Origin of the sequence: Bradyrhizobium diazoefficiens USDA 110, from assembly GCF_000011365.1 — a bacterium.
GTDB classification, from domain to species: Bacteria; Pseudomonadota; Alphaproteobacteria; order Rhizobiales; family Xanthobacteraceae; genus Bradyrhizobium; species Bradyrhizobium diazoefficiens.
Window position 1 is genome coordinate 4,694,052 of sequence record NC_004463.1, and the last position, 18,894, is coordinate 4,712,945.

General features: G+C 62.8%; 13 protein-coding genes and 1 pseudogene. 5 read left to right on the forward strand and 9 right to left on the reverse strand.

What is annotated here, in order from left to right; all coding sequences use genetic code 11:
• Positions 1 to 4: 4 nt before the first annotated feature.
• The 4 genes and pseudogenes from BJA_RS21205 to BJA_RS44035 form a co-directional block, all read left to right on the forward strand.
• A complete protein-coding gene (locus BJA_RS21205; RefSeq protein WP_038966841.1) occupies positions 5 to 1,426 on the forward strand; it encodes an alginate export family protein in 1,422 nt (473 codons plus the stop codon).
• Between the two features lies 1 nt (position 1,427).
• Complete coding sequence (locus BJA_RS21210) at positions 1,428 to 2,108, forward strand: YoaK family protein (RefSeq protein ID WP_011087036.1); 681 nt, start codon at positions 1,428 to 1,430, stop codon at positions 2,106 to 2,108.
• A gap of 272 nt (positions 2,109 to 2,380) precedes the next feature.
• Positions 2,381 to 3,649, forward strand: coding sequence for an adenylate/guanylate cyclase domain-containing protein (locus BJA_RS21215; RefSeq protein WP_038966835.1), 1,269 nt, complete (start codon positions 2,381 to 2,383; stop codon positions 3,647 to 3,649).
• A 15-nt stretch (positions 3,650 to 3,664) separates the two neighbouring features.
• A pseudogene (locus BJA_RS44035) lies at positions 3,665 to 3,787 on the forward strand (ATP-binding protein); the annotation flags it as partial.
• A gap of 248 nt (positions 3,788 to 4,035) precedes the next feature.
• On the opposite strand, the gene BJA_RS21225 reads toward BJA_RS44035, so the two are convergent.
• The 8 genes from BJA_RS21225 to BJA_RS21260 all read right to left on the reverse strand — a co-directional run bounded on the left by BJA_RS21225 (position 4,036) and on the right by BJA_RS21260 (position 14,404).
• Positions 4,036 to 4,662 carry a DUF6338 family protein gene (locus BJA_RS21225; RefSeq protein ID WP_011087038.1) on the reverse strand — a complete coding sequence of 209 codons (627 nt, stop codon included), beginning with the start codon at positions 4,660 to 4,662 and terminating at the stop codon, positions 4,036 to 4,038.
• 99 nt (positions 4,663 to 4,761) lie between these two features.
• Positions 4,762 to 6,960, reverse strand: a complete 2,199-nt coding sequence (locus BJA_RS21230) for an AAA family ATPase (protein ID WP_011087039.1) — start codon at positions 6,958 to 6,960, stop codon at positions 4,762 to 4,764.
• Positions 6,957 to 7,415 carry a hypothetical protein gene (locus tag BJA_RS21235; RefSeq protein WP_011087040.1) on the reverse strand — a complete coding sequence of 153 codons (459 nt, stop codon included), beginning with the start codon at positions 7,413 to 7,415 and terminating at the stop codon, positions 6,957 to 6,959. The genes BJA_RS21230 and BJA_RS21235 overlap by 4 nt, the downstream gene beginning before the upstream one ends.
• Positions 7,412 to 7,939, reverse strand: a complete 528-nt coding sequence (locus BJA_RS21240; RefSeq protein ID WP_011087041.1) for a hypothetical protein — start codon at positions 7,937 to 7,939, stop codon at positions 7,412 to 7,414. The genes BJA_RS21235 and BJA_RS21240 overlap by 4 nt, the downstream gene beginning before the upstream one ends.
• Positions 7,936 to 9,963 carry a tyrosine-type recombinase/integrase gene (locus BJA_RS21245; protein ID WP_011087042.1) on the reverse strand — a complete coding sequence of 676 codons (2,028 nt, stop codon included), beginning with the start codon at positions 9,961 to 9,963 and terminating at the stop codon, positions 7,936 to 7,938. The genes BJA_RS21240 and BJA_RS21245 overlap by 4 nt, the downstream gene beginning before the upstream one ends.
• The gene (locus tag BJA_RS21250; RefSeq protein ID WP_011087043.1) at positions 9,941 to 11,902 is read right to left on the reverse strand and encodes a hypothetical protein; all 1,962 of its coding nucleotides are present in this window, start codon (positions 11,900 to 11,902) and stop codon (positions 9,941 to 9,943) included. The genes BJA_RS21245 and BJA_RS21250 overlap by 23 nt, the downstream gene beginning before the upstream one ends.
• Before the next feature lie 5 nt (positions 11,903 to 11,907).
• Positions 11,908 to 13,158, reverse strand: a complete 1,251-nt coding sequence (locus BJA_RS21255) for a site-specific integrase (protein WP_236842248.1) — start codon at positions 13,156 to 13,158, stop codon at positions 11,908 to 11,910.
• A gap of 247 nt (positions 13,159 to 13,405) precedes the next feature.
• Positions 13,406 to 14,404: a GSU2403 family nucleotidyltransferase fold protein gene (locus BJA_RS21260; RefSeq protein WP_011087045.1), complete on the reverse strand. Its 999-nt coding sequence runs from the start codon at positions 14,402 to 14,404 to the stop codon at positions 13,406 to 13,408.
• A gap of 85 nt (positions 14,405 to 14,489) precedes the next feature.
• Here BJA_RS21260 and BJA_RS21265 point away from each other — a divergent pair, with 85 nt between their 5' ends.
• Positions 14,490 to 14,711, forward strand: coding sequence for a hypothetical protein (locus BJA_RS21265; RefSeq protein WP_162494091.1), 222 nt, complete (start codon positions 14,490 to 14,492; stop codon positions 14,709 to 14,711).
• Between the two features lie 156 nt (positions 14,712 to 14,867).
• Here BJA_RS21265 and BJA_RS21270 read toward each other — a convergent pair whose 3' ends face one another.
• A complete protein-coding gene (locus tag BJA_RS21270) occupies positions 14,868 to 18,632 on the reverse strand; it encodes a vitamin B12-dependent ribonucleotide reductase (protein WP_011087047.1) in 3,765 nt (1,254 codons plus the stop codon).
• Between the last annotated feature and the right edge of the window lie 262 nt (positions 18,633 to 18,894).

Consider the following 18,894-nt stretch of genomic DNA (forward strand, 5'->3'; position numbering starts at 1 on the left):
CTTGATGCCAGATCGGGCCCGTCTGCGCGGATTCTGGATCGTCCTGTCGATTGCGGCCTTCGGCGCCGGCGTCGACAGCGCGTTCGCGGATGATGGGGACGCCACGCTCCCGAAACGCCCCGCGATTCAGGCGAACCGTTGGGCGGAGGATTGGTCGGTTCTCGCCGATCCGAGACTGCGGACCGAGCCGTTCGACGAGCTCAAGTACATTCCGCTTTGGGCCACCGACCCGAAAAGTTACATTTCGCTGGGCGCTACGCTGCGGGAGCGTTTCGAGTACAACAACGCAGCGGGCTTCGGCACCGGCAACACGCCGGCGGACAGTTATCTCTTACAGCGTCTGCAGGTCCATGCCGATGTTCACTTCAACGAGAATTGGCGCGCCTTCATTCAACTCGAGGACGATCGTTCCTTCCATAAGTTCAACGTCACATCCGTCGACCAGGACCGACTAGACCTTCGTCTCGCCTTCCTCGAGTACGTCAACACGTTTTCGGGCGGGACCTTGAAGGCGCGCATAGGACGACAGGACTTCGCCTTCGACCTTCAGCGCTTCGTATCGTCGCGGGATGGTCCCAACGTCAGACAATCATTCGATGCGATCTGGGCCGACTGGGAAACCGGCGTCTGGCGCTTCATCGGTTTCGTCAGCCGTCCGGTGCAATACTTTGATGGGCGCCCCTTCGACGATACATCGAACGACAACTTCCGGTTCAGCACGTTGAGGGTCGAGCGCAAGGTGTTCGGCGATAATGAGCTGTCCGGCTATTATTCGCTCTACGAACGGAGCAATGCCAGATACCTCGACGCTTCTGGCGACGAGCACCGGCATGTCTTCGATGCCCGCTTCGCGGGCAATGCCCAACACTTCGATTGGGACCTCGAGGCCATGGGACAGGTGGGCCAGGTCGGTACGAAGGACATTCGCGCTTGGGCCGTAGGTGCGCGGACGGGATATACGTTCGCGAACGCGCCGTGGCAGCCTCGCCTGGGTGTCCAGTTCGATGCTGCCTCCGGAGACCGCCGTCCCGCGGACGGAACGCTGGGTACGTTCAACCCGCTCTTCCCGAACGGCTATTACTTCACGCTGGCCGGTTACACGGGTTACGTGAACCTGATGCACCTCAAGCCGTCCATAACCGTCAGTCCGGCGGACCGGCTGAAGGTGATGGCAGCGATCGGCTTGCAATGGCGCGAAACGACCGCCGATGCGATCTACGTCCAGCCCAACGTGCCGATCGTGGGGACCGCCGGCAAGGGAAGCAATTGGACGGGAGCGTACGGACAGTTCCGCGTCGACTACGCCTTCAACGACCATCTGACTGGAGCCATCGAAGCGGTGCATTTCGACGTCGGGGACACCATCATCCGCGCCGGCGGACACACCAGCAACTACGTCGGCGTCCAGCTTCAATACGGTTGGTGACATGCCTCGCAATATACTTTTGCTTCCGCTCCTGATGAGCCTGAATGCGGGCCTCGTTGATACCGCGGGCTTTCTCGCGCTCCAGGGGCTGTTCACGGCGCATGTCACCGGCAACTTCGTTACCTTCGGCGCGGCCATCGTGTTGGGAACATCCGGTGCCTTGGCGAAGCTGCTCGCCCTCCCAGTCTTTTGCCTTGTGGTGATCACCACTCGAATATTCAGTTTCTCTCTGCCTGCAATCGGCTTGCCGATCTTTCGTTCGATGCTGGCAATCAAGGTGTTACTTCTTGCGATAGGCGGTGCGTGTGCCGCTTACTTCGGCCCCTTCGTCCAAGGCGATAGCTGGCAGGCGATCATCACCGGCATGATCCTGGTCGCAGCGATGGCCATTCAGAACGCCGCGCACCGTATCCACATGGGCACGGAGCCTCCCAGCACCTTGATGACGGGCACGACCACCCAGATCATGATCGACGTCGCCGACGTCCTGCGCGGCGCGCCAGCGTCGGTATTGACTGTCGCGAAGCCGCGGCTCGGCAAGATGGCGGCGAGTGTGACTGCCTTTGCGCTGGGTTGCGCCGCCGGCGCCTGTCTCTACGCGAAGTTCGGGACGTGGTGTTTCGTCCTCCCGCCGCTGATCGCTTTCCCAGCCGTGTTCTTGGCTGCCGCCGAGCCGAAGTGACGCGGCAGGAGTGATCGGGAATGAAGCACCTGGCAAAAGCTTGGCCCGGTCGACGTACGTCCACCGGGCACTTGCAATGTCGGAGGTCACTCGTCAGGAGGCCGTCGCATGACGCTTCGCTTCAGCCAGCCACGCGCGGGCGAGCGCGGCATCGATCTGAGAAAGCGATGACCCCGCCGGAACGATTCGATGGTCTACCCCTTGGCTCCCGCTGTCGACAGCATGGCAGCCAGCGCATCTGTGTTGTCGGCAGTAAACGCGAGGGAATAGAAATGGGTTCCGAGACTTCCGATCCGTCGCCTCGATCCTATCCCCCGTCGGTCTCGTTCGTGCGAAGAGCCGGCCCGGTCGCCGTCGCCCCCGGCATCGCGGACACTTTCGCCCAGATCGAACAATGGCTGCTCGAAGAGGCCTCCGCCGAGCGGCAGATGATTGACCTCCTCGTCAAGCTGATCCGACAGATGAAGGCCGCCGGGTCTTCGGTCGATCGACTTACCCTGCATATAGGCACGCTCCATCCCCAGCTTGTCGGATTCGCATGGGTCTGGAACGCCGACGATGGCTTCTGCGACGAGGTGCGGGTAGCTGACGCCGCGGTCGATTCCGACGCCTACAGACTCAATCCGCTGCAGCGGATCGTCGAAACCGCCGAGTCCATCCGGCGAGAGCCGACTGAGCCGTCGTCGCAGGCGGAATTTCCCATCATGATCGAGCTCGCCGCCGCCGGCATGACCGACTACGTGGCGATTCCCTTGTCCGGTCTGGACACCCGTAATGTGATCACCATCGCGACGAAAGCGCGCGGCGGCTTCGCCGAGGCGGAGATAGATTCCTTGACCCGCCTCTTCAAGCTATTCGCGTTGCATGTGCAACGGCACAGCGAGTTGAAGATCTCCGAAAATGCGCTGGGCGCCTACCTTGGTTACGGCGCCGCCGCGAAGGTTCTCGAAGGTGCAATCAAGCGCGGCGCGGGAGACTCGATCCGCGCCGTGATTTGGATCTCGGATCTCAGAAATTTCACGAAGATGTCGGACGTTCTGGCCCCGGCCGACATGCTGGTGCTGCTCAACGCCTATTTCGAAGCGATGGCGAGCGCCGTGGCCGCTCACGGCGGCGAAATTCTCAAGTTCATCGGCGACGGCATGCTCGCGGTCTTTCCGGAGACGGTTGGCGTTGCCGAAGCGTCGCGCGCGGCCGTCTCGGCGGCAAGGGAGGCGATTGCCAGACTCGAAGCCTCCAATCGGGCCATCCGTGTCGCGTCCGACGCCGAAGACCACGCCTCGCTGCGGGCGGGCATCGTCCTTCACGAAGGTGAGGTCTTTTTCGGCAACATAGGCGCCCCGGATCGCTTGGACTTCACGGTCATCGGCGCGGCCGTCAACGAGGCCTGCCGCGTGGAAGCGCTGACCAAGACGATAGGCAGAGACCTCCTCCTGACGGAAGCCGTTGCCCGGCATCTCTCTCATGATGTCGAGCATCTCGGTGAGCACCAGTTGCGGGGCGTTTCCGCCCGAATGTCTGTGTACGGAATGGCGGGATGAGGACTTGACCCGCCCGGCGGCCAGCTTCTCTTCCACCTCGTCAGCCGGCTCTATGAGCGCGCCTCCGTCATCGTGACCACCAATCTCGCCTTCGGCGAATGGCCGAGCGTGTTCGGCGACGCCAAAATGACCACGAGCCGACAGGTGATGGACGACGTCTCCACCGACCCGCTCGTCCAGGCTCCCCGATCAATAGGCAGGGGTCGGCCTATTTATTGTCCTTTGGCGGCGGAGGTTTTACCCCGCTGCCGGTGGTCGGCGGCGCGGGGCGGTTTCCACCCGGTCCTTGATATCCACCTTGAACCTTATGGCCTGTAGCGGGCTGATGACCGCGGTTCTCGGGTTTGTAGCCCTCTTGCAAATTTTGCGGGCCACCCGGCTTCTTGTTATTTGACATCAATTTGCTCCTTTGAAGGGTGCCAGATTTCGACGAATTTGATTTCTCGGCCGGGGATCAGGATCCCCACTCGTTCCGGGCGTTCTTTCCACCCCTGTTCGGCCTCCCAATCCCATTCTTCCTCGAGATAGAGATCGCGCTCACCGCCATCAGACGATGAAAAAGAATTCGTGCCGTAATAGCCCGCGACCGTTCGTTCGTCTGTCAGGGTTACCATGACGAAGCAGCCGCTTTTCAGGTTCGAAAAGCACCAATCCCAAGCCGTCGGGACCACATGAACCAGCGAGAGGTCGAACCGAGCAGCAATTCTCGCGAAGTAATGCCTTTGTGCTGCTACGCCGAGAGCAATGCCGAAAACCGCCGGGCCGACGATCGTTAGTGCAATCCAAGCGGCGTCTCGATAGAGGCGGTAGTGAATCGTATCTATCAGCGGATGGATAAGAACGATGAACACGGAATAGTAGATCGTCGACAAAACAACGATCTCGAAAATATTGTCCTTGGCAGAGGGAATTCGACCGGTCAGAAATTGTGCGCGAACGTAAGTTGCTATGATGCCTGGGACGACGAACGCAAAGAACAGCTGTAAACTGAAGACGTCTTTCAAATCACCCACGGGATTTCTTCGCTGCTATTCGTTGAGGTCAGTATCGTGGCGACTCGGTCGTCGCACCCGCGAAAATAATGACGATCGGGTCATATCGAATTTAGGTTGTCAAGACCGCGGCCGCTTTTCCCAAACGAGTCCAACAGCCCTCCGATCATCGGCATAGGGACGCTGCAAGGCCTCCTGCATGGTCTCCGGCTGACCGACGATGACGACCTGCTGGCGAGCGCGCGTGACCGCAGTGTAGAGCCAGGACGGATCGAGCAACCGGCTCGGCGGCAGGGCGACGATGACGTGGTCCGCTTCCGAGCCCTGGGCACGATGGCATGTGAGGGCGTAGCCGAGCGATAAGTCGACCAGGTCCTCGGCGGGGAAGACGTGCTCGTCTCCGTCGAAGATGGCTGTGATCTGCTGTTCCGTCCGGTCGATCCGCTGCACGGTACCCATGGAGCCGTTGAACAGGCCTCGCTTGTAGCAATTGCGCCGATGGACGATTGGCTCACCAGGCGAGAACAGGTCGCCCAGCGGCCCCCGAAGCTCCTGCAGGTCTTTCCTGCGCAGATATTCGTCGTGCAGGCGACGGTTGAGGCCGGCGACACCGCACGGGCCATCGTTGATCGGTGTGACGATCATGACGTCACGACCGTCACGCAGTTCATCCCAGATCGAGACAACCTTCTCGGCGATCTCGTCGCGTCCCGACGCGCAGGCAAGCATGACGCCGGCATGAGGTCCGACATAAGCGCTGAGCCGAGGCATCTCACGCCGTCTGATCTGAGCTGCGATACCCGGAATGGACGTGGTCACGGCCTGGCGGTGCACCGTGGTGAGCGTGGAGGTAACGGCAGGATCCTCGACGAACCGGTGAAACAACAGCCCGAATCCAACGGGAGGAAGTTGCCGTTCATCGCCGACGAGCAGGAGCCGGGCGCCTTGCGGCATCCGGCGGAGCAGTCCGTACAGCGACGGCAGGTCCACCATCGAGGCTTCATCGAGGATGACCAGCGTGTCGGGAGTCAACTGCGCCAGCTCGCGCAGCTTGGTCTCCAGCTCCGCCCGCTCGGTCTGATCAAGTTCGCTGGCGAGCTGACTCTCGACCGCCTCTCGCTCATCCAACTCGCGGAGCGTCCGGAAGATGGTGCGTGCGAGCCGCCCGGTCGACCGGGACAGCCGCAGGGCAGCCTTGCCGGCCAAAGCCGCCAGCAGCAACTGGCCGCCGGCCCGCTCCCAGAGGTCGCAGATCGTCCGGGTGACGAAGGTCTTGCCGGTGCCGGCACCGCCACGGAGGCACGAGAAACCGGCATACAGGCTCCTACGGACGGCCTCGGCCTGATCCTGACTCAGGACAGCTCCTTGGTCTCCGAAGTTACCCAGGAGGCGATTTAGGCGGTTTGGCGGACCCTGCGTCGCCATGGTGCGGAGCCGCCCGACCACGGCATCCTCCATCAGGGCGCATCCCGGCGCCCGGAGGAGCCCGGAAGGCGAGGCGATGACCGCCTTCCGCTCGATCGCAAGCTCGAGTGCGCGGTCCAACGCTCGGGAAGAGAGTGACCCGCCGAGCTTGCCGGCGAGCCGCTCGCGGAAATCGTCCCGCGCGATCGCGGTCGAACCGGAACCGACCAGGTCCTTCACTACGGCATCCGCAGCGCCCACGAGACGATGAGGATGGTTTACGGGATCGGCTTCACCTGTCTCGTTCAGGAGCCGCAGGCCGAGGCCATCGACGCGCTTCCAATTGAGCAGCGGGACGAGGCAATAGGGGTTTGCCTGCAGCGCGCGCGGAGCGGCGGCGCCGAGCAGCGTGTGCACACGGCGGGCTAGTGCCAACTCGGTCACGCCCACGGCCGCGAGCCATTCGACCAGCCTGGCTTCGCCGGCCATGGCTTTCCAGGCGGAAACGAGCGCGGCGGCGAGCCGCGGGCCCAGTATAGGGCGGCCCGGGTCCATCACCGCCGCGAGGGCCGCGACGTCGCCGGTGTCGAGTGCTTCGGGCAGGCGGTCCTCGAAATGCTGCCACAGCCTGCGGGCGCGCGCCGGCCCGATGCCGGCGACGCAGCTCGCGAGATAGTCGACCATCAGCTTGCCGCTGGGCAGGGCGCGCACCGCGCGGCTGGCTGAGATCTGCGGTCCCCACTGGGTGTCGGAGAGGTCGCCTTCCACGGACCAGAGCTCACCGACCGAGGGCATGCCCAGCATGGCCGCGTTTGCGGCCTTCACCCGGACGGAAGAACCGTCGGCCAGGCGGCCGGCGAAGATCGTGCCGAAGTCACGCCGCGAGACGATGCTGTCGATCACGATGTCGGTCATGCTGGGGCTCTGAACACGAGGCCCGTCTCCTCGATTAGCTCGAGGCGAGCCTTCAGCCGCGCGTTCTCGTCGCGCAGTGAGACGACCAGAGCCTCGCGCTCGGCGAGCGCCTTGCGCAGCTCAGAGATCGTATCCGCATCCCGGCCGAGCCGCTTGCGGACGCCGGCGTCGGCAACGTCGTCAAGCAGGCGTGAGCCGATCGGCTTCACGCCTTGCACGTGGGCGAGGGCGTTCACGGGACCTGCGAGCTCTGGCTTACGGAAAAAGTGCTGCTCGAGAGTCTCGCGGAGACCGAGATCACGTACGAGCTGGCGCACATTGACCTTGCCTTCCGGCGTGAGGGGCAGGGTGGGTGCACGATCAGCCTTAGGCTGCGCGGACCAGGCGAGCTCAAGCCGCTCGAGGTGGGGCTCGAGCTTTTCGAGGATCGACGGCACCACCGAGCGGGGATTCACTTCCGCTGCTCCGGTTTCAAGGAAACGACTGTCTTGCCGGCGAGCTGTTTCAGAAGCTCGGTGTTTCTCTTCTCCAACTCGCCGATTTTACGGGTGGCATCCGCCAGCTCGGCCATGACGCGGGTGAGCTGAAGCTCGGCTTCGTGATAGTTCTGCCTGATCTCGTCGATCTGCTTGTTCGCCACCTTGACGCGCGAGTTGACCTCGCGCCGGACGGAGGGCGCGCCGGAGGCGATCTGACCTTTGACGCGTTTGATCCAGGCATTCACCTCGTACTTGAGCGCCTCGATCTTCGGCGTTTTCTTCTGGAGATAGGCCGGGCTCTTGCCGGCCCGACGCAGCAGTTCGTCAACGGTGAGCTTACCTTCGTTGTAGGGATAGATGCCGTCGTTGGCGTCGATTTCACCCTCGATCTTCCCCATCATCTCCTCGAGCGAGATTTTGCTCTCGAGATGCTTTTCCTTTGCATACGCAGCACCTGCCTGCGCGATCCTGCGCTGGCCAACGCGCCTGTCCGTGCTCATCGGCCAGCCTCCCAGATGCTTTGAATTTCGGGATGATCGTTGAGCACGCGCGAACGGACGTCGTCCCAGCGCTCAAGGTTAGCCAGGATCTGCCCGTCGAGATTGGCGACAACCATATCGTTGTCAGCACGTTCGCGCTCGATAATGAGCGCTCGCAGCGTTTCCTCGCAGCCCTGTTTCGCGCGCGTGGTTTCCAGGCGATGCTCGCAAGTAGTGCGGCAGGCGCCGGGATCCGGGGCACCCCGCTCCCTAGTGCAAGGTCCAGCCTGGCCGAGCCCCTTGGTGCAGATGACGCCGGGGCGGACCATCAACCAATACCGTCCGTTGAAAGTGAGCACCTCGGCGGTTTCGCGCAGCGTCGCGGTCTCGAACACTTCTTCGCCGCGGCGCATGCCGGCTGCGGCTAGTCCCGCCTGCAGGGGCATGGCGGCAGGGCCACCGGCCTCGCCTTCGATGGTTTCGGCCAGAGCCTCTTCCGCCATGACGAAGGAGGTCTCTTTGGCAACCTTCATTGCATCCTCGATGATGCGCGGATCGGACAGCATATAGCGCAAGGTCATTTCGAGATCGCGGTGGCCGAACAGGTCGAGCAGGACCTGCGGCGCACCGACTACCGAAAGGGCGACCAGGCGGGCGACGGTGTGCCGCCAGCGGTGCACATGGGCACGGTCTCTGCCGGTGAGCCCGGACAGTCCGAGGTGATCTACGGCCTGGACGAAAGGTTCGGTGAGATTGAGCAGCCGTTTGCCGAGCTTCTCGCCGTCGCCGAGAATGACCCAGAGGTGTGATTGCCCGGCAGGGCGAACGACGCGGCAGATCTTCTGCTGCAGCTCAATTGCCCGTACGGCCGCCGGATGCAATGGCCAGTCCCGCTTCTTGCCGCCGATCTGATCGACGAGCTTGAAGGTGACGGAGTGAAGACGATCGTCCGAGCCCTGGTTTTCGTTATCTTCCGCGGCCGCGAGCTCGCTCGCACGAGCTCCGGTGCAGAAGTCGATCATCCCGAAGTTCATCGCCTGTAGCGTGCTGACCATGCGGTTGATGTCGCGCGCGCTACGTGGCGGCCACTGGTTTGAACGTCCATCGCGATGGTCCACCTCGAACGGAAGCTGTGTGATCGGCTGGTTCTTTGCATCGATCCAGCGGACGCGCTCGATGGCGGATCGCCGCAAGGCGATCACCGACGGATGAGCCGACGAGCGACCCTGCGCAGCCTCACTGGCTGCGATTTGGCGCAGTTCGGCCCAAAGTGGGATCAACTGGTCGGCCAGGCTGTTCTGGACCCAGAGCGATCGACGAATGAATTCGGTGACGAAGCTGTCCGAGAACGGCTGCCAGCTACGCTGCTCTGTCTTTTCGACAGGTGCAGGGGCGGTCCGGCCATGCCGATTCCGCTCGATCGTCGGGCCATCGTGCCCATCCGCGAACTCGCCGTCGGCATAGAGACGTGGCCAATCAGAGATGCGGCCGCGTATTCCGGCGTCAACGAGAATGCGGAAGAGGGCCCGCATAGCGTCTCGCCCCTTCTTCCTCGGCGCCAGGGCGGGAAGCACCTCCTGGAGGATGTTGGTAATGGTGAAACCACCAAAAACCGAGCCATCCTCCGTCGGAAGGTTGGTGAATTGCCACTCCGCAAGTCGCAGGAGCAGATTGGCGCTATCGATCCAAGGCCCCGGCTTATATTTTCTGACACCGGTATCGGTCATCCGGGGAAGCCAGAGTGCCAACAGCGCACGGCGGATTGCCTCGTCGCGCCGCTCGGCCGCGGAAGGATCGGCCGGCACGCCAGCATCGGATGGACAAACTGTCCGCTTTGACAGCCGGCTCACGGCCGTAGGTGGCACCCAATTCTCCGGGACGACGAGCTCCTCATCTCCGAGTCGACAGCCCTCGAAGATCTCGTGTTCACGCAATTCGCCCCACGGCTTTGCCGCGAGCTCGGAGAAGTTTCCGAGCGTCGGAAGGGTCTTGTTACGCCATTCAAGGGCGCGCTCCGCAGGATCAATAGATCGGGTACGTGTCATGCGCCTTGACCTCTCCCGTCTGGAGCTTGTGAGACCATTCCCGGATGGTGGCGGCGACCTCGGTTTGATCGAAGCTCTTGAGCGTCTCCTCGATCGAGGCGAGTTCGTCCTCCAAGCTCGATCCGCTCCACGCGGCGTATGGAATGGTGCGCTGAATGTGGATTAGCTCGGCACACGCGCGGGCGAGGGGGCCGAGGCTCTCCCTGAACACGACGCCATGCTGGCAGCCGGTGCAGCGCTGCACTCGGCAGAGGGCACCGGTCTTGTGATCAGGCGCGATCTGTCGCGGCGGATTGGTCGGATCGAGGCATCCGAGGCCAAGTCGGGTCCGCTGCCTGAAATCCTGAAGCCGACGCTCCTGCTCGGCGGTGATGGTCCCGTTGGCGACCAACAGGCGCAGCCGCGTGGGATCGACCACGCCGCCGGTAGAGATTTCAGCGAAGACAGTATCCTGCACCTTTCGGACCTGTTTCTCGCTGAACTCTCGATATCGCCTGGATTTCAGGTAGTGCCTGAGCGTGCGTATATTTGCGTGCTGGCTGGCAAGTTGGGTGAGCAAGACGTGATAGCCCGATTGGACATAGGCGTAACCTATCCAAGCGTCCCGCGCGTCGGAGGTCCCGATCTTCTCGAGCGAGGGATAGCGCTCGAGGAGTCCGTGGGTGGCGACGACAGTGCGGGCAATGGGGCCGAGGTGAGCGGAGTCGGCATGACCAAATGCTGACACCTCGCCGATCTTGTTGACCGTGTGGTAAAGCCACGGGCTTCGCACCAACGCCTCAAGCTCGGCGATCTTCCCGGATTTTGCGACCGTAGGCGAGAGGGCATAGTCGTTACGAGCAAGATCCAACCGATAGCTGAGGGTGGCGCGCAACACCTTCGTGCGTTCGATCATATATCGAACGATCCGGTAGGGATGCCATTCGGGCTTCATCATGGACAGCGTGAACTGATGGCGGTCGGCGCGCGCCTTGAAGGCGTGAATGACCGCAAACTGATCGCTGTGAGGATGTGCCTGGGACCAGGCATCGTCTTCACTGACGTCCAATCCGAGCGCGGTCGAGAGATTCCAGCCGGTGCCGAGCAGAAAGAGCCAAAGGAAGACCGCAGTGTCCTGATAGCTCGGGTAGAACCAGCGGAGAGCGCCGACGATGCCTTCACGGCCTCGTTCGCTCATGTTTGGTGCTAAATAAGTGGGACCTTTCCAGCCACTCTGGGCCAACCCACGATAAGCACCGTGAATCTTGAACTCTCGCTTGTCGTGAAGGCGCTCCCGCGTCAACTCATTCACTATCCAAGCACGGTTTTCGGGCAAGGCCCATTCCCGAACGAGGGTTGTGTCCCCGCGGGGGCTGGTGCCACGAGACGCGAGGTCCTCGCCCTCTTTGAACATCCGCTTGATGCATCGTGCCTCGTGCTTGAACGCATTAAAGAGATGGCGAATCGCTTCCTTATCGACCGGCTCCGCAGTGGACACAGAATCGGTCTGTCGCGCCGGCCAGAACAAAGGCGGCAGGCCACGAAAGCGGCGCAAAGCATCTAGAGTCGTCTTGCACCGGCTGTACAGTTTCGATGTCTCACTCGCGAGCCATTCCAGCATCATGGGGCCTTGAGCGTCGGTCACGTCCCCAACACAGTTTATCTCGACGCCGTGCTTGACCTCGACTGCGTCGAAGAACCTGAAGAGAGTACGCACGACGTGTCGCATACTCCTGGACGCCTCGGGTGCTGGCCGCTGGAGCTGAAACAGTTCGGCGATCTCCATCGCGAACAACGGACGGCCACGGAAATCTCCGGCCCAAGCGTGCTTGGATCTCGCCGGAACATGTTCCAGGTTTCCGCCGACCGAGAATTCGCTCAGGTCGACGTCGTATACGACGCCGCTTTGAGCCTTGATGGTCAGCTTCAGCAGCCCAGCGTTGAAGGGGACAACGTTCATACTGTTTACGTCTCCTCATCGTCCGCCAGAAAGCGGTGCCAGCCATTGGCCATCACCGCGAGACCGACCGCGGTGGCGAGCCATTTGAGATAGATTTGCGTGGTGGTCTCGTCGACGTGGCCGAACTGCCGCTGTAACATCTTCAGCCACTCGGTCCCGCGGTTGTGGACCCAGTTCACCCCCATGCCAGCAACAGTCGATTTGTGTGCGCGCGCCTCCGCTTCGAGCGCGTAGAGGACAAAGAAGCAGGCGAAGGCGTGGCGGCCCTTGTGAGGAGACCAGACTTTCGGCCGCGGTAAAACGTTGGCGAAGCACCTCTGGATCGTGTGCCTTCTGATTGGTGTGCCGGCGTGTTCGCCGGCGTCGGAGACGAAGAGCTTGTCGGTGCGTTTTCCCGTCCGTTTGTAAAATGCAAAGACGTACTTGTTACGGGGACCATCGATCCAGGTGCGGACCGCTCTCGCAAAATCCAAAGGAACGCGGATAGTCCTCGGGCGCCCCCCTTTGGTGCCGTGCTCGAGAAGCATCGGCACGAACACGTCGCCACGATATGCCGCCTCTTCGATGTCTTCGGCCGACGGCCAAGAGGATACTCGCAAGGCTTCCGCCTCGCCGAGCCGTGCACCGGTCTCAAGAATGAAGCGGCAGGTGATGTTTTTTGCGTAGCCACGACGATTTCGCACCGCAGCGAGCCACTTGCGAACCTCATCCGGCGCCGGGAGCTTGAACGCCTCGACCTGGCTTTCAGGTCGGGCTTCCTTCAGCCGTCCAGACCTGACGGTTGTCGTGCGCATGTTGCCGCCGATCAGCTTACGCTGAACCGCATATTTCACGGTGAACTCAGCCCGCAACCCTCGCTGCGCGGACCACGTTAGGAAGTGCGTAGCATCGTCAGCTCGAGCGTTTGACGTGTTGCACGCCAAAGAGTCGCCCGCAGCTGACCACTCTCCGGAGTCCTGGGCGTCTTGATATACGAGAACATCGTTGTAGGTAGCGGTCTGCCAAGCGATGTTCCGCGACTCACACCACCGGATCCAGTTGCCTAGATTGTCGGCCATGGTTTTGAGCGTTCGAGGGCGAGGGCGATCACCAAAGCCCCCAGAGGGCCGCCAGTCCAATTCCGCGCGCTCGCGAAGATAGCGGTTATATTCCCGGCAATAACGCTGACGGCTGTCGAAGATTACCGGCACGTGGGCAACGGACGCGAAGCCGAGTTTCGCGATCCTGTCAGCGTTCGGTTGGAAAACCTTGACCATGCCGCATTGGCGGCCGGCACCGCGCGCCCTGGGAGGGCGCGTGTTGGACCTGGTGCGCTTCGGAATCGGACGGTGTGCGCCTCGGGCTGAGGCTCCATCACAATTGATCTGAAACGCTCCGGTCTTTGCCGGATCCGCGCCCCCTGTACTTGAACCTGGTCGCAACATCACGCCCAAACCTCAACCAGAAGTTAGCGTTCCTCGCCGGCATGCCGGCGTGGTAATCGAATCCTTGAAGTCCGCGCGGCTACATCCTCGGTGCCGTGGGGAAGCCGTCTTCCAAAAGATCGTGGAGCGGACCAATGCTCTGAACGTGGTCGTCGACAAATGGCTCGGTCCACCTCTCGTGGACGAGCTTCACTACCGCGGCATTGAGTTCGGCGGACACCTCACGCCGGATCAGCGACATCTCTTCGACATCAAGGGCCATGAAGCGAAGCATGCAGAAGGCCCGCGGCTCGAGGACCGCGACCGCGGCGGCCCGCCCGTTGCGATCGACCAGCATCGAATGCATCACCGGCAGGTCGAGACCCCACTGCACCGCCTCCGCCCCGTACGCCGAATTCTCCGCATATTGGTCGATCAAGCCGCCAAGGGTCGACGCCGTGTAGAGCCGGAGGCTTAGGCCTTCTTCGGTCCGGAGTTCGACCGCCGCTTTGTCGGCGCTGAGCTGGGCGCGCTGCACCTCAATCTTGGCTCGTCTCAGCACTCCTACGAGCTCGTTGATCACGTCCGTCGGGTGTACGCCGGCGACCAGAAGGTCCATGCCGCCGTCGGGCAGCATCTCGCGCGGCAGGAGCGCGGCCATCTCGCATTCGTAAGCGTAGACGGCGGCCTCACCGATGATGGTGACGTGGTCGATCAGTCCGGACATGCCTATGGCGCGCGCCGCAGCGCCGACTTCCTCCGGGGCGCGGGTGAGCCGCAGCGCCCGCGCCATTCTGGTCTGCTCGGCGATTGTCGGCCGCAGGGCCGCGATCTGGCGATCCAGCTCGGCCCGTTCTTTGATGAAACGCTCGTAGATCCCCTCGGTCTCGGGCGACCGGCGGCCGATCGAGGCTGCCTTCTGCTCGCCAGTGAGAGGATCCCGCCGGTACCGGGTCAGGTATTCAAACTTTTTGACCTTCAGCCACTGCATGCCGCCGCCGAACTCCTCCCGCGAGCGGGCGAGCGCGGCAAACTCGAGCGTGGTGGAGCGCATGGTCTCCGCCAGCCGCCGCTGTTCCCTGGTCATCGGGGTATACATTGAGCGATTGTAGCCTGTGGACGGACGGCTTGATTGTGATATAAACTATCACAGTAATCACGAAGAGTCTAGAGTCGGCCCCGATATGGCCGATCCGGAAGGCGCGATGGCGTGCTGTGAGGCGACCGAGCGCGGCCTATCTTTGAGACTTGGAGGCCGGTTTCAGGGAGCGCTGCCGGCCGATCTCGGCGATCGTCTGGCCGGACTTGATCGCGACGAGCTCAAGCAAGTCCTTCGCCGAAGCGCTACCGCGGCATCCGTCGATGAGGCCATCACGATTCCAGTTGGCACCGAAATTGGCCGCTAAGGGGGTGGGTCAGCCGCAGCGAGGTTAGGTTCTTCCAAACAAAAACCCCGCCGGCGACGGCGGGGTTTTTTCTTCTTTAAGTCGGAATACGAAATCGAGGGACCTCACTATCGATACGAAATGCCGAAGGAGGCCCACTCCAAATAAGTCGGAATATCAACTACAGCCGGTGGTCGAACCGCAAGTATCGCACTTCATGCAGGTGCCATTCCGCACCAGCGTGAAGTTGCCGCACTCCGAGCACATCTCGCCTTCGTAGCCCTTGGCCTTGGCTTCCGCGCGGCGCTCGGCCTTGGAGGGCACCAGGGTCTGCGCGGTGCCGGACTTGCTCCACTGGAGGGCTTCGAGCTTCTCCGTCGGAGAGAGGTCGTGGCTCACTTCCTGCTTCAGCGCGACCGCGCCTTCCAGGACGTCGCCGACCCGGGCGCTCGCGCCGTGGGAGGCCAGCGCCGTGACCTTGCTGCCGCCTGATGGCGCGCTGTCGTTGCCTTGCGCGACCGCGGTGGAGCCGCCGCGCATCACGACGAGGTTGTCGGTGCGGGAGCGGGTGAGGCCGCGCGACACGAGCTTGGAGGCGTGGTGGCCCTCGTCCGGCTCCTTGCCTTCCTCGACGCCCTTGCCGAGCGCGTCGAAGTTCGACTCGGTCGGATCGACATGGGCGAGGTCGAAGCGCGACATGTAGCTCACCGCGAGCTCGCGGAAGACGTAGTCGAGGATCGAGGTCGCGTACTTGATGCTGTCGTTGCCCTGCACGGGGCCCGCCGGCTCGAAGCGGGTGAAGGTGAAGGCGTCGACATATTCGTCGAGCGGCACGCCGTACTGGAGGCCCAGCGACACGGCGATGGCGAAGTTGTTGATGAAGGAGCGGAGCGCCGCGCCTTCCTTGTGCATGTCGATGAAGATCTCGCCGAGACGGCCGTCGTCATACTCGCCGGTGCGGAGATAGACCTTGTGCCCGCCGACGACCGCCTTCTGGGTGTAGCCCTTGCGGCGATCCGGCATCTTCTCGCGCTCGCGCATCACGATGATGCGCTCGACCAGCTTCTCGACGATCTTCTCCGAGACCTGGGCGGTGCGCGCCGCCATCGGCTTCTCGTAGAGCGATTCCACCGCATCGTCCTCGTCCTCATCGTCGGCGATGAGCTGCGAGTTGAGCGGCTGGGACAGCTTGGAGCCGTCGCGATAGAGCGCGTTGGCCTTCAGCGCGAGCTTCCACGACAGCATGTAGGCGGACTTGCAGTCCTCCACCGTGGCGTCGTTCGGCATGTTGATGGTCTTGGAGATCGCACCCGAGATGAAGGGCTGCGCCGCCGCCATCATGCGGATGTGGCTCTCGACCGACAGATAGCGCTTGCCGATCTTGCCGCAGGGATTGGCGCAGTCGAACACCGGATAGTGCTCGGCCTTGAGGTGCGGGGCACCTTCCACCGTCATCGCGCCGCAGATGTGGACGTTGGCCGCCTCGATCTCGCGCTTGGTGAAGCCGACGGCCTGGAGCAGGTCGAAGCCGGGGGCTGCGATCGCCTCGGCGCCGATGCCGAGCTGGTCGCGGATGAAGTCCTCGCCAAAGGTCCACTTGTTGAAGGCGAACTTGATGTCGAAGGCGGTCGGCAGGGCCTTCTCGACCTTGGCGATGGCCTCGTCAGTGAAGCCCTTGGCCTTCAGCGTCGAGGCGTTGATGCCGGGCGCGTTGGACAGCGAGCCGTGGCCGACGGCGTAGGCCTCGATCTCCGCGATCTCGCTCTCGCGATAGCCGAGCGCGCGCAGCGCTGCGGGGACCGCGCGGTTGATGATCTTGAAGTAGCCGCCGCCGGCGAGCTTCTTGAATTTCACCAGCGCGAAGTCGGGCTCGATGCCGGTGGTGTCGCAATCCATGACGAGGCCGATCGTGCCGGTCGGCGCGATGACCGTGGTCTGGGCGTTGCGATAGCCGTGCTTCTCGCCGAGCTCGAGCGCCGCATCCCAGGCCGCCTGCGCGTGGCTGACGAGGTCTGCCTGCGGGCAGGAGACGAGGTCGAGCGGCACCGGGTTGACGCTGAGCGCCTCGTAGCCGTTGGACTGGCCGTGGGCGGCGCGGCGGTGGTTGCGGATCACGCGCAGCATGTGCGCGGCGTTCTTCTTGTAGCCGGGGAAGGTGCCGAGCTCGGCGGCGATCTCCGCCGAGGTCTTGTAGGTGATGCCGGTCATCACAGCGGTCAGCGCGCCGCAGAGCGCACGGCCTTCCTTGCTGTCATAGGGCAGGCCCATGGTCATGAGCAGGCCGCCGATGTTGGCGTAGCCGAGGCCGAGCGTGCGGAACTCGTAGGAGAGCTCGGCGATCGCCTTGGACGGGAACTGCGCCATCATCACCGAGATTTCGAGCACGACGGTCCAGAGCCGGCAGAGATGCTCGTAGCCCTCGACGTCGAAATGCTTGGTGGCGACGTTGTAGAAGGTCAGCAGGTTGGCGGAGGCGAGGTTGCACGCCGTGTCGTCCAGGAACATGTATTCCGAGCACGGATTGGAGGCGCGGATGTCGCCGGACGCCTTGCAGGTGTGCCAGTCGTTCATGGTGGTGTTGAAGTGCAGGCCCGGGTCGGCCGACGCCCAGGCGGCGTAGCCGATCTTCTCCCAGAGGTCGCGCGCCTTCAGCGTCTTCGTCACCTTCTTGGAGGTGCGGGCGTTGAGATTCCAGTCGCCGTCCGTTTCCACGGCCCGCAGGAAATCGTCCTTCAGCGAGACCGAGTTGTTGGAGTTCTGGCCGGAGACGGTGAGATAGGCTTCCGAATCCCAGTCGGTGTCGTAGACGTCGAACTGGATGTCCTTGTAGCCCTGCTTGGCGAACTGGATGACGCGCTTGATGTAGTTGTCGGGCACGAGGCTGCGGCGCGCGAGCTTGATCTCGCGGCGGAGGGCAGGGTTCTTCTCGGGGTCGAAGCAGTCGTCGCCCGAACCTTCGCAGTTCACGCAGGCCTTCAGCACCGCCTTGAGGTGCTTCTGGTTGATCTTGGAGCCGGTGACGAGAGCTGCGACCTTCTGCTCCTCCTTCACCTTCCAGTCGATATAGGTCTCGATGTCGGGGTGATCGACGTCGACGACGACCATCTTGGCCGCGCGGCGCGTGGTGCCGCCCGACTTGATCGCGCCGGCGGCGCGGTCGCCGATCTTGAGGAAGCTCATCAGGCCGGACGAGCGGCCGCCGCCGGAGAGCTTCTCGCCTTCGCCGCGCAGGCGCGAGAAGTTGGAGCCGGTGCCGGAGCCGTATTTGAACAGGCGCGCCTCGCGGACCCAGAGGTCCATGATGCCGCCCTCGTTGACGAGGTCGTCACCGACGCCCTGGATGAAGCAGGCGTGCGGCTGCGGATGCTCGTAGGCCGATTTGGACTTGGTCAGCTTGCCGGTGAAGGGGTCGACGTAATAGTGGCCCTGGCCGGGGCCGTCGATGCCATAGGCCCAGTGCAGGCCGGTGTTGAACCATTGCGGCGAGTTCGGCGCGACCATCTGCATGGCGAGCATGTAGCGGAGCTCGTCATAGAAGGCCTGGGCGTCCTCGTCGTTGGTGAAATAGCCGCCCTTCCAGCCCCAATAGGTCCAGCAGCCGGCGAGGCGGTCGAACACCTGCTTGGCGCTGAGCTCGCTGACATAGCGCTCCTTCTCGGGCAGCTGGCTAAGAGCTTCAGTGTCGGGCACGGAGCGCCACAGGAAGGAGGGGACGGATTCCTCCTCGACCTTCTTCAGGCGCGCGGCAACGCCGGCCTTGCGGAAGTATTTCTGGGCGAGGACGTCGGAGGCGACCTGCGACCACTCGGTCGGCACCTCGACATTATCAAGCTTGAACACGACCGAGCCGTCGGGATTGCGAATCTCCGACGTGGTCAGCCGGAAATCGATCCCGGCGTAAGGTGACTGTCCCGTGGTGGTGTGTCGCCGCTCAATCCGCATGGTCTTGCCCCGTCCTTATCTTTGACCGAACCGCCTCCGTTCAGGCAGCCGGGTCGACATTTCGTTTCGCGATTCCTCCCGGGCCGTCCGGCCTTAAGGCTTCGCAGTTCAGCCGGTGGATCCGGCCCAGTTTCTCCCGGCGCGGTTTCTCGATGCGTGCATCGATCACCCGCCGGCATGTCCACACTCATCCGCCCCAACGGGATGCGCGCGACATGCGTTCAACGCCCCACAACGTCACAACTTCTATCGATGCCATCCG

Coding starts and splice junctions, on each gene's coding strand:
- BJA_RS21205 (WP_038966841.1), top strand. CDS start 5: ATGCCAGATCGGGCCCGTCTGCGCGGATTCTGGATCGTCCTGTCGATT.
- BJA_RS21210 (WP_011087036.1), top strand. CDS start 1,428: ATGCCTCGCAATATACTTTTGCTTCCGCTCCTGATGAGCCTGAATGCG.
- BJA_RS21215 (WP_038966835.1), top strand. CDS start 2,381: ATGGGTTCCGAGACTTCCGATCCGTCGCCTCGATCCTATCCCCCGTCG.
- BJA_RS21230 (WP_011087039.1), bottom strand. CDS start 6,960: ATGACCGACATCGTGATCGACAGCATCGTCTCGCGGCGTGACTTCGGC.
- BJA_RS21240 (WP_011087041.1), bottom strand. CDS start 7,939: ATGAGCACGGACAGGCGCGTTGGCCAGCGCAGGATCGCGCAGGCAGGT.
- BJA_RS21245 (WP_011087042.1), bottom strand. CDS start 9,963: ATGACACGTACCCGATCTATTGATCCTGCGGAGCGCGCCCTTGAATGG.
- BJA_RS21250 (WP_011087043.1), bottom strand. CDS start 11,902: ATGAACGTTGTCCCCTTCAACGCTGGGCTGCTGAAGCTGACCATCAAG.
- BJA_RS21255 (WP_236842248.1), bottom strand. CDS start 13,158: ATGGTCAAGGTTTTCCAACCGAACGCTGACAGGATCGCGAAACTCGGC.
- BJA_RS21260 (WP_011087045.1), bottom strand. CDS start 14,404: ATGTATACCCCGATGACCAGGGAACAGCGGCGGCTGGCGGAGACCATG.
- BJA_RS21265 (WP_162494091.1), top strand. CDS start 14,490: ATGGCCGATCCGGAAGGCGCGATGGCGTGCTGTGAGGCGACCGAGCGC.
- BJA_RS21270 (WP_011087047.1), bottom strand. CDS start 18,632: ATGCGGATTGAGCGGCGACACACCACCACGGGACAGTCACCTTACGCC.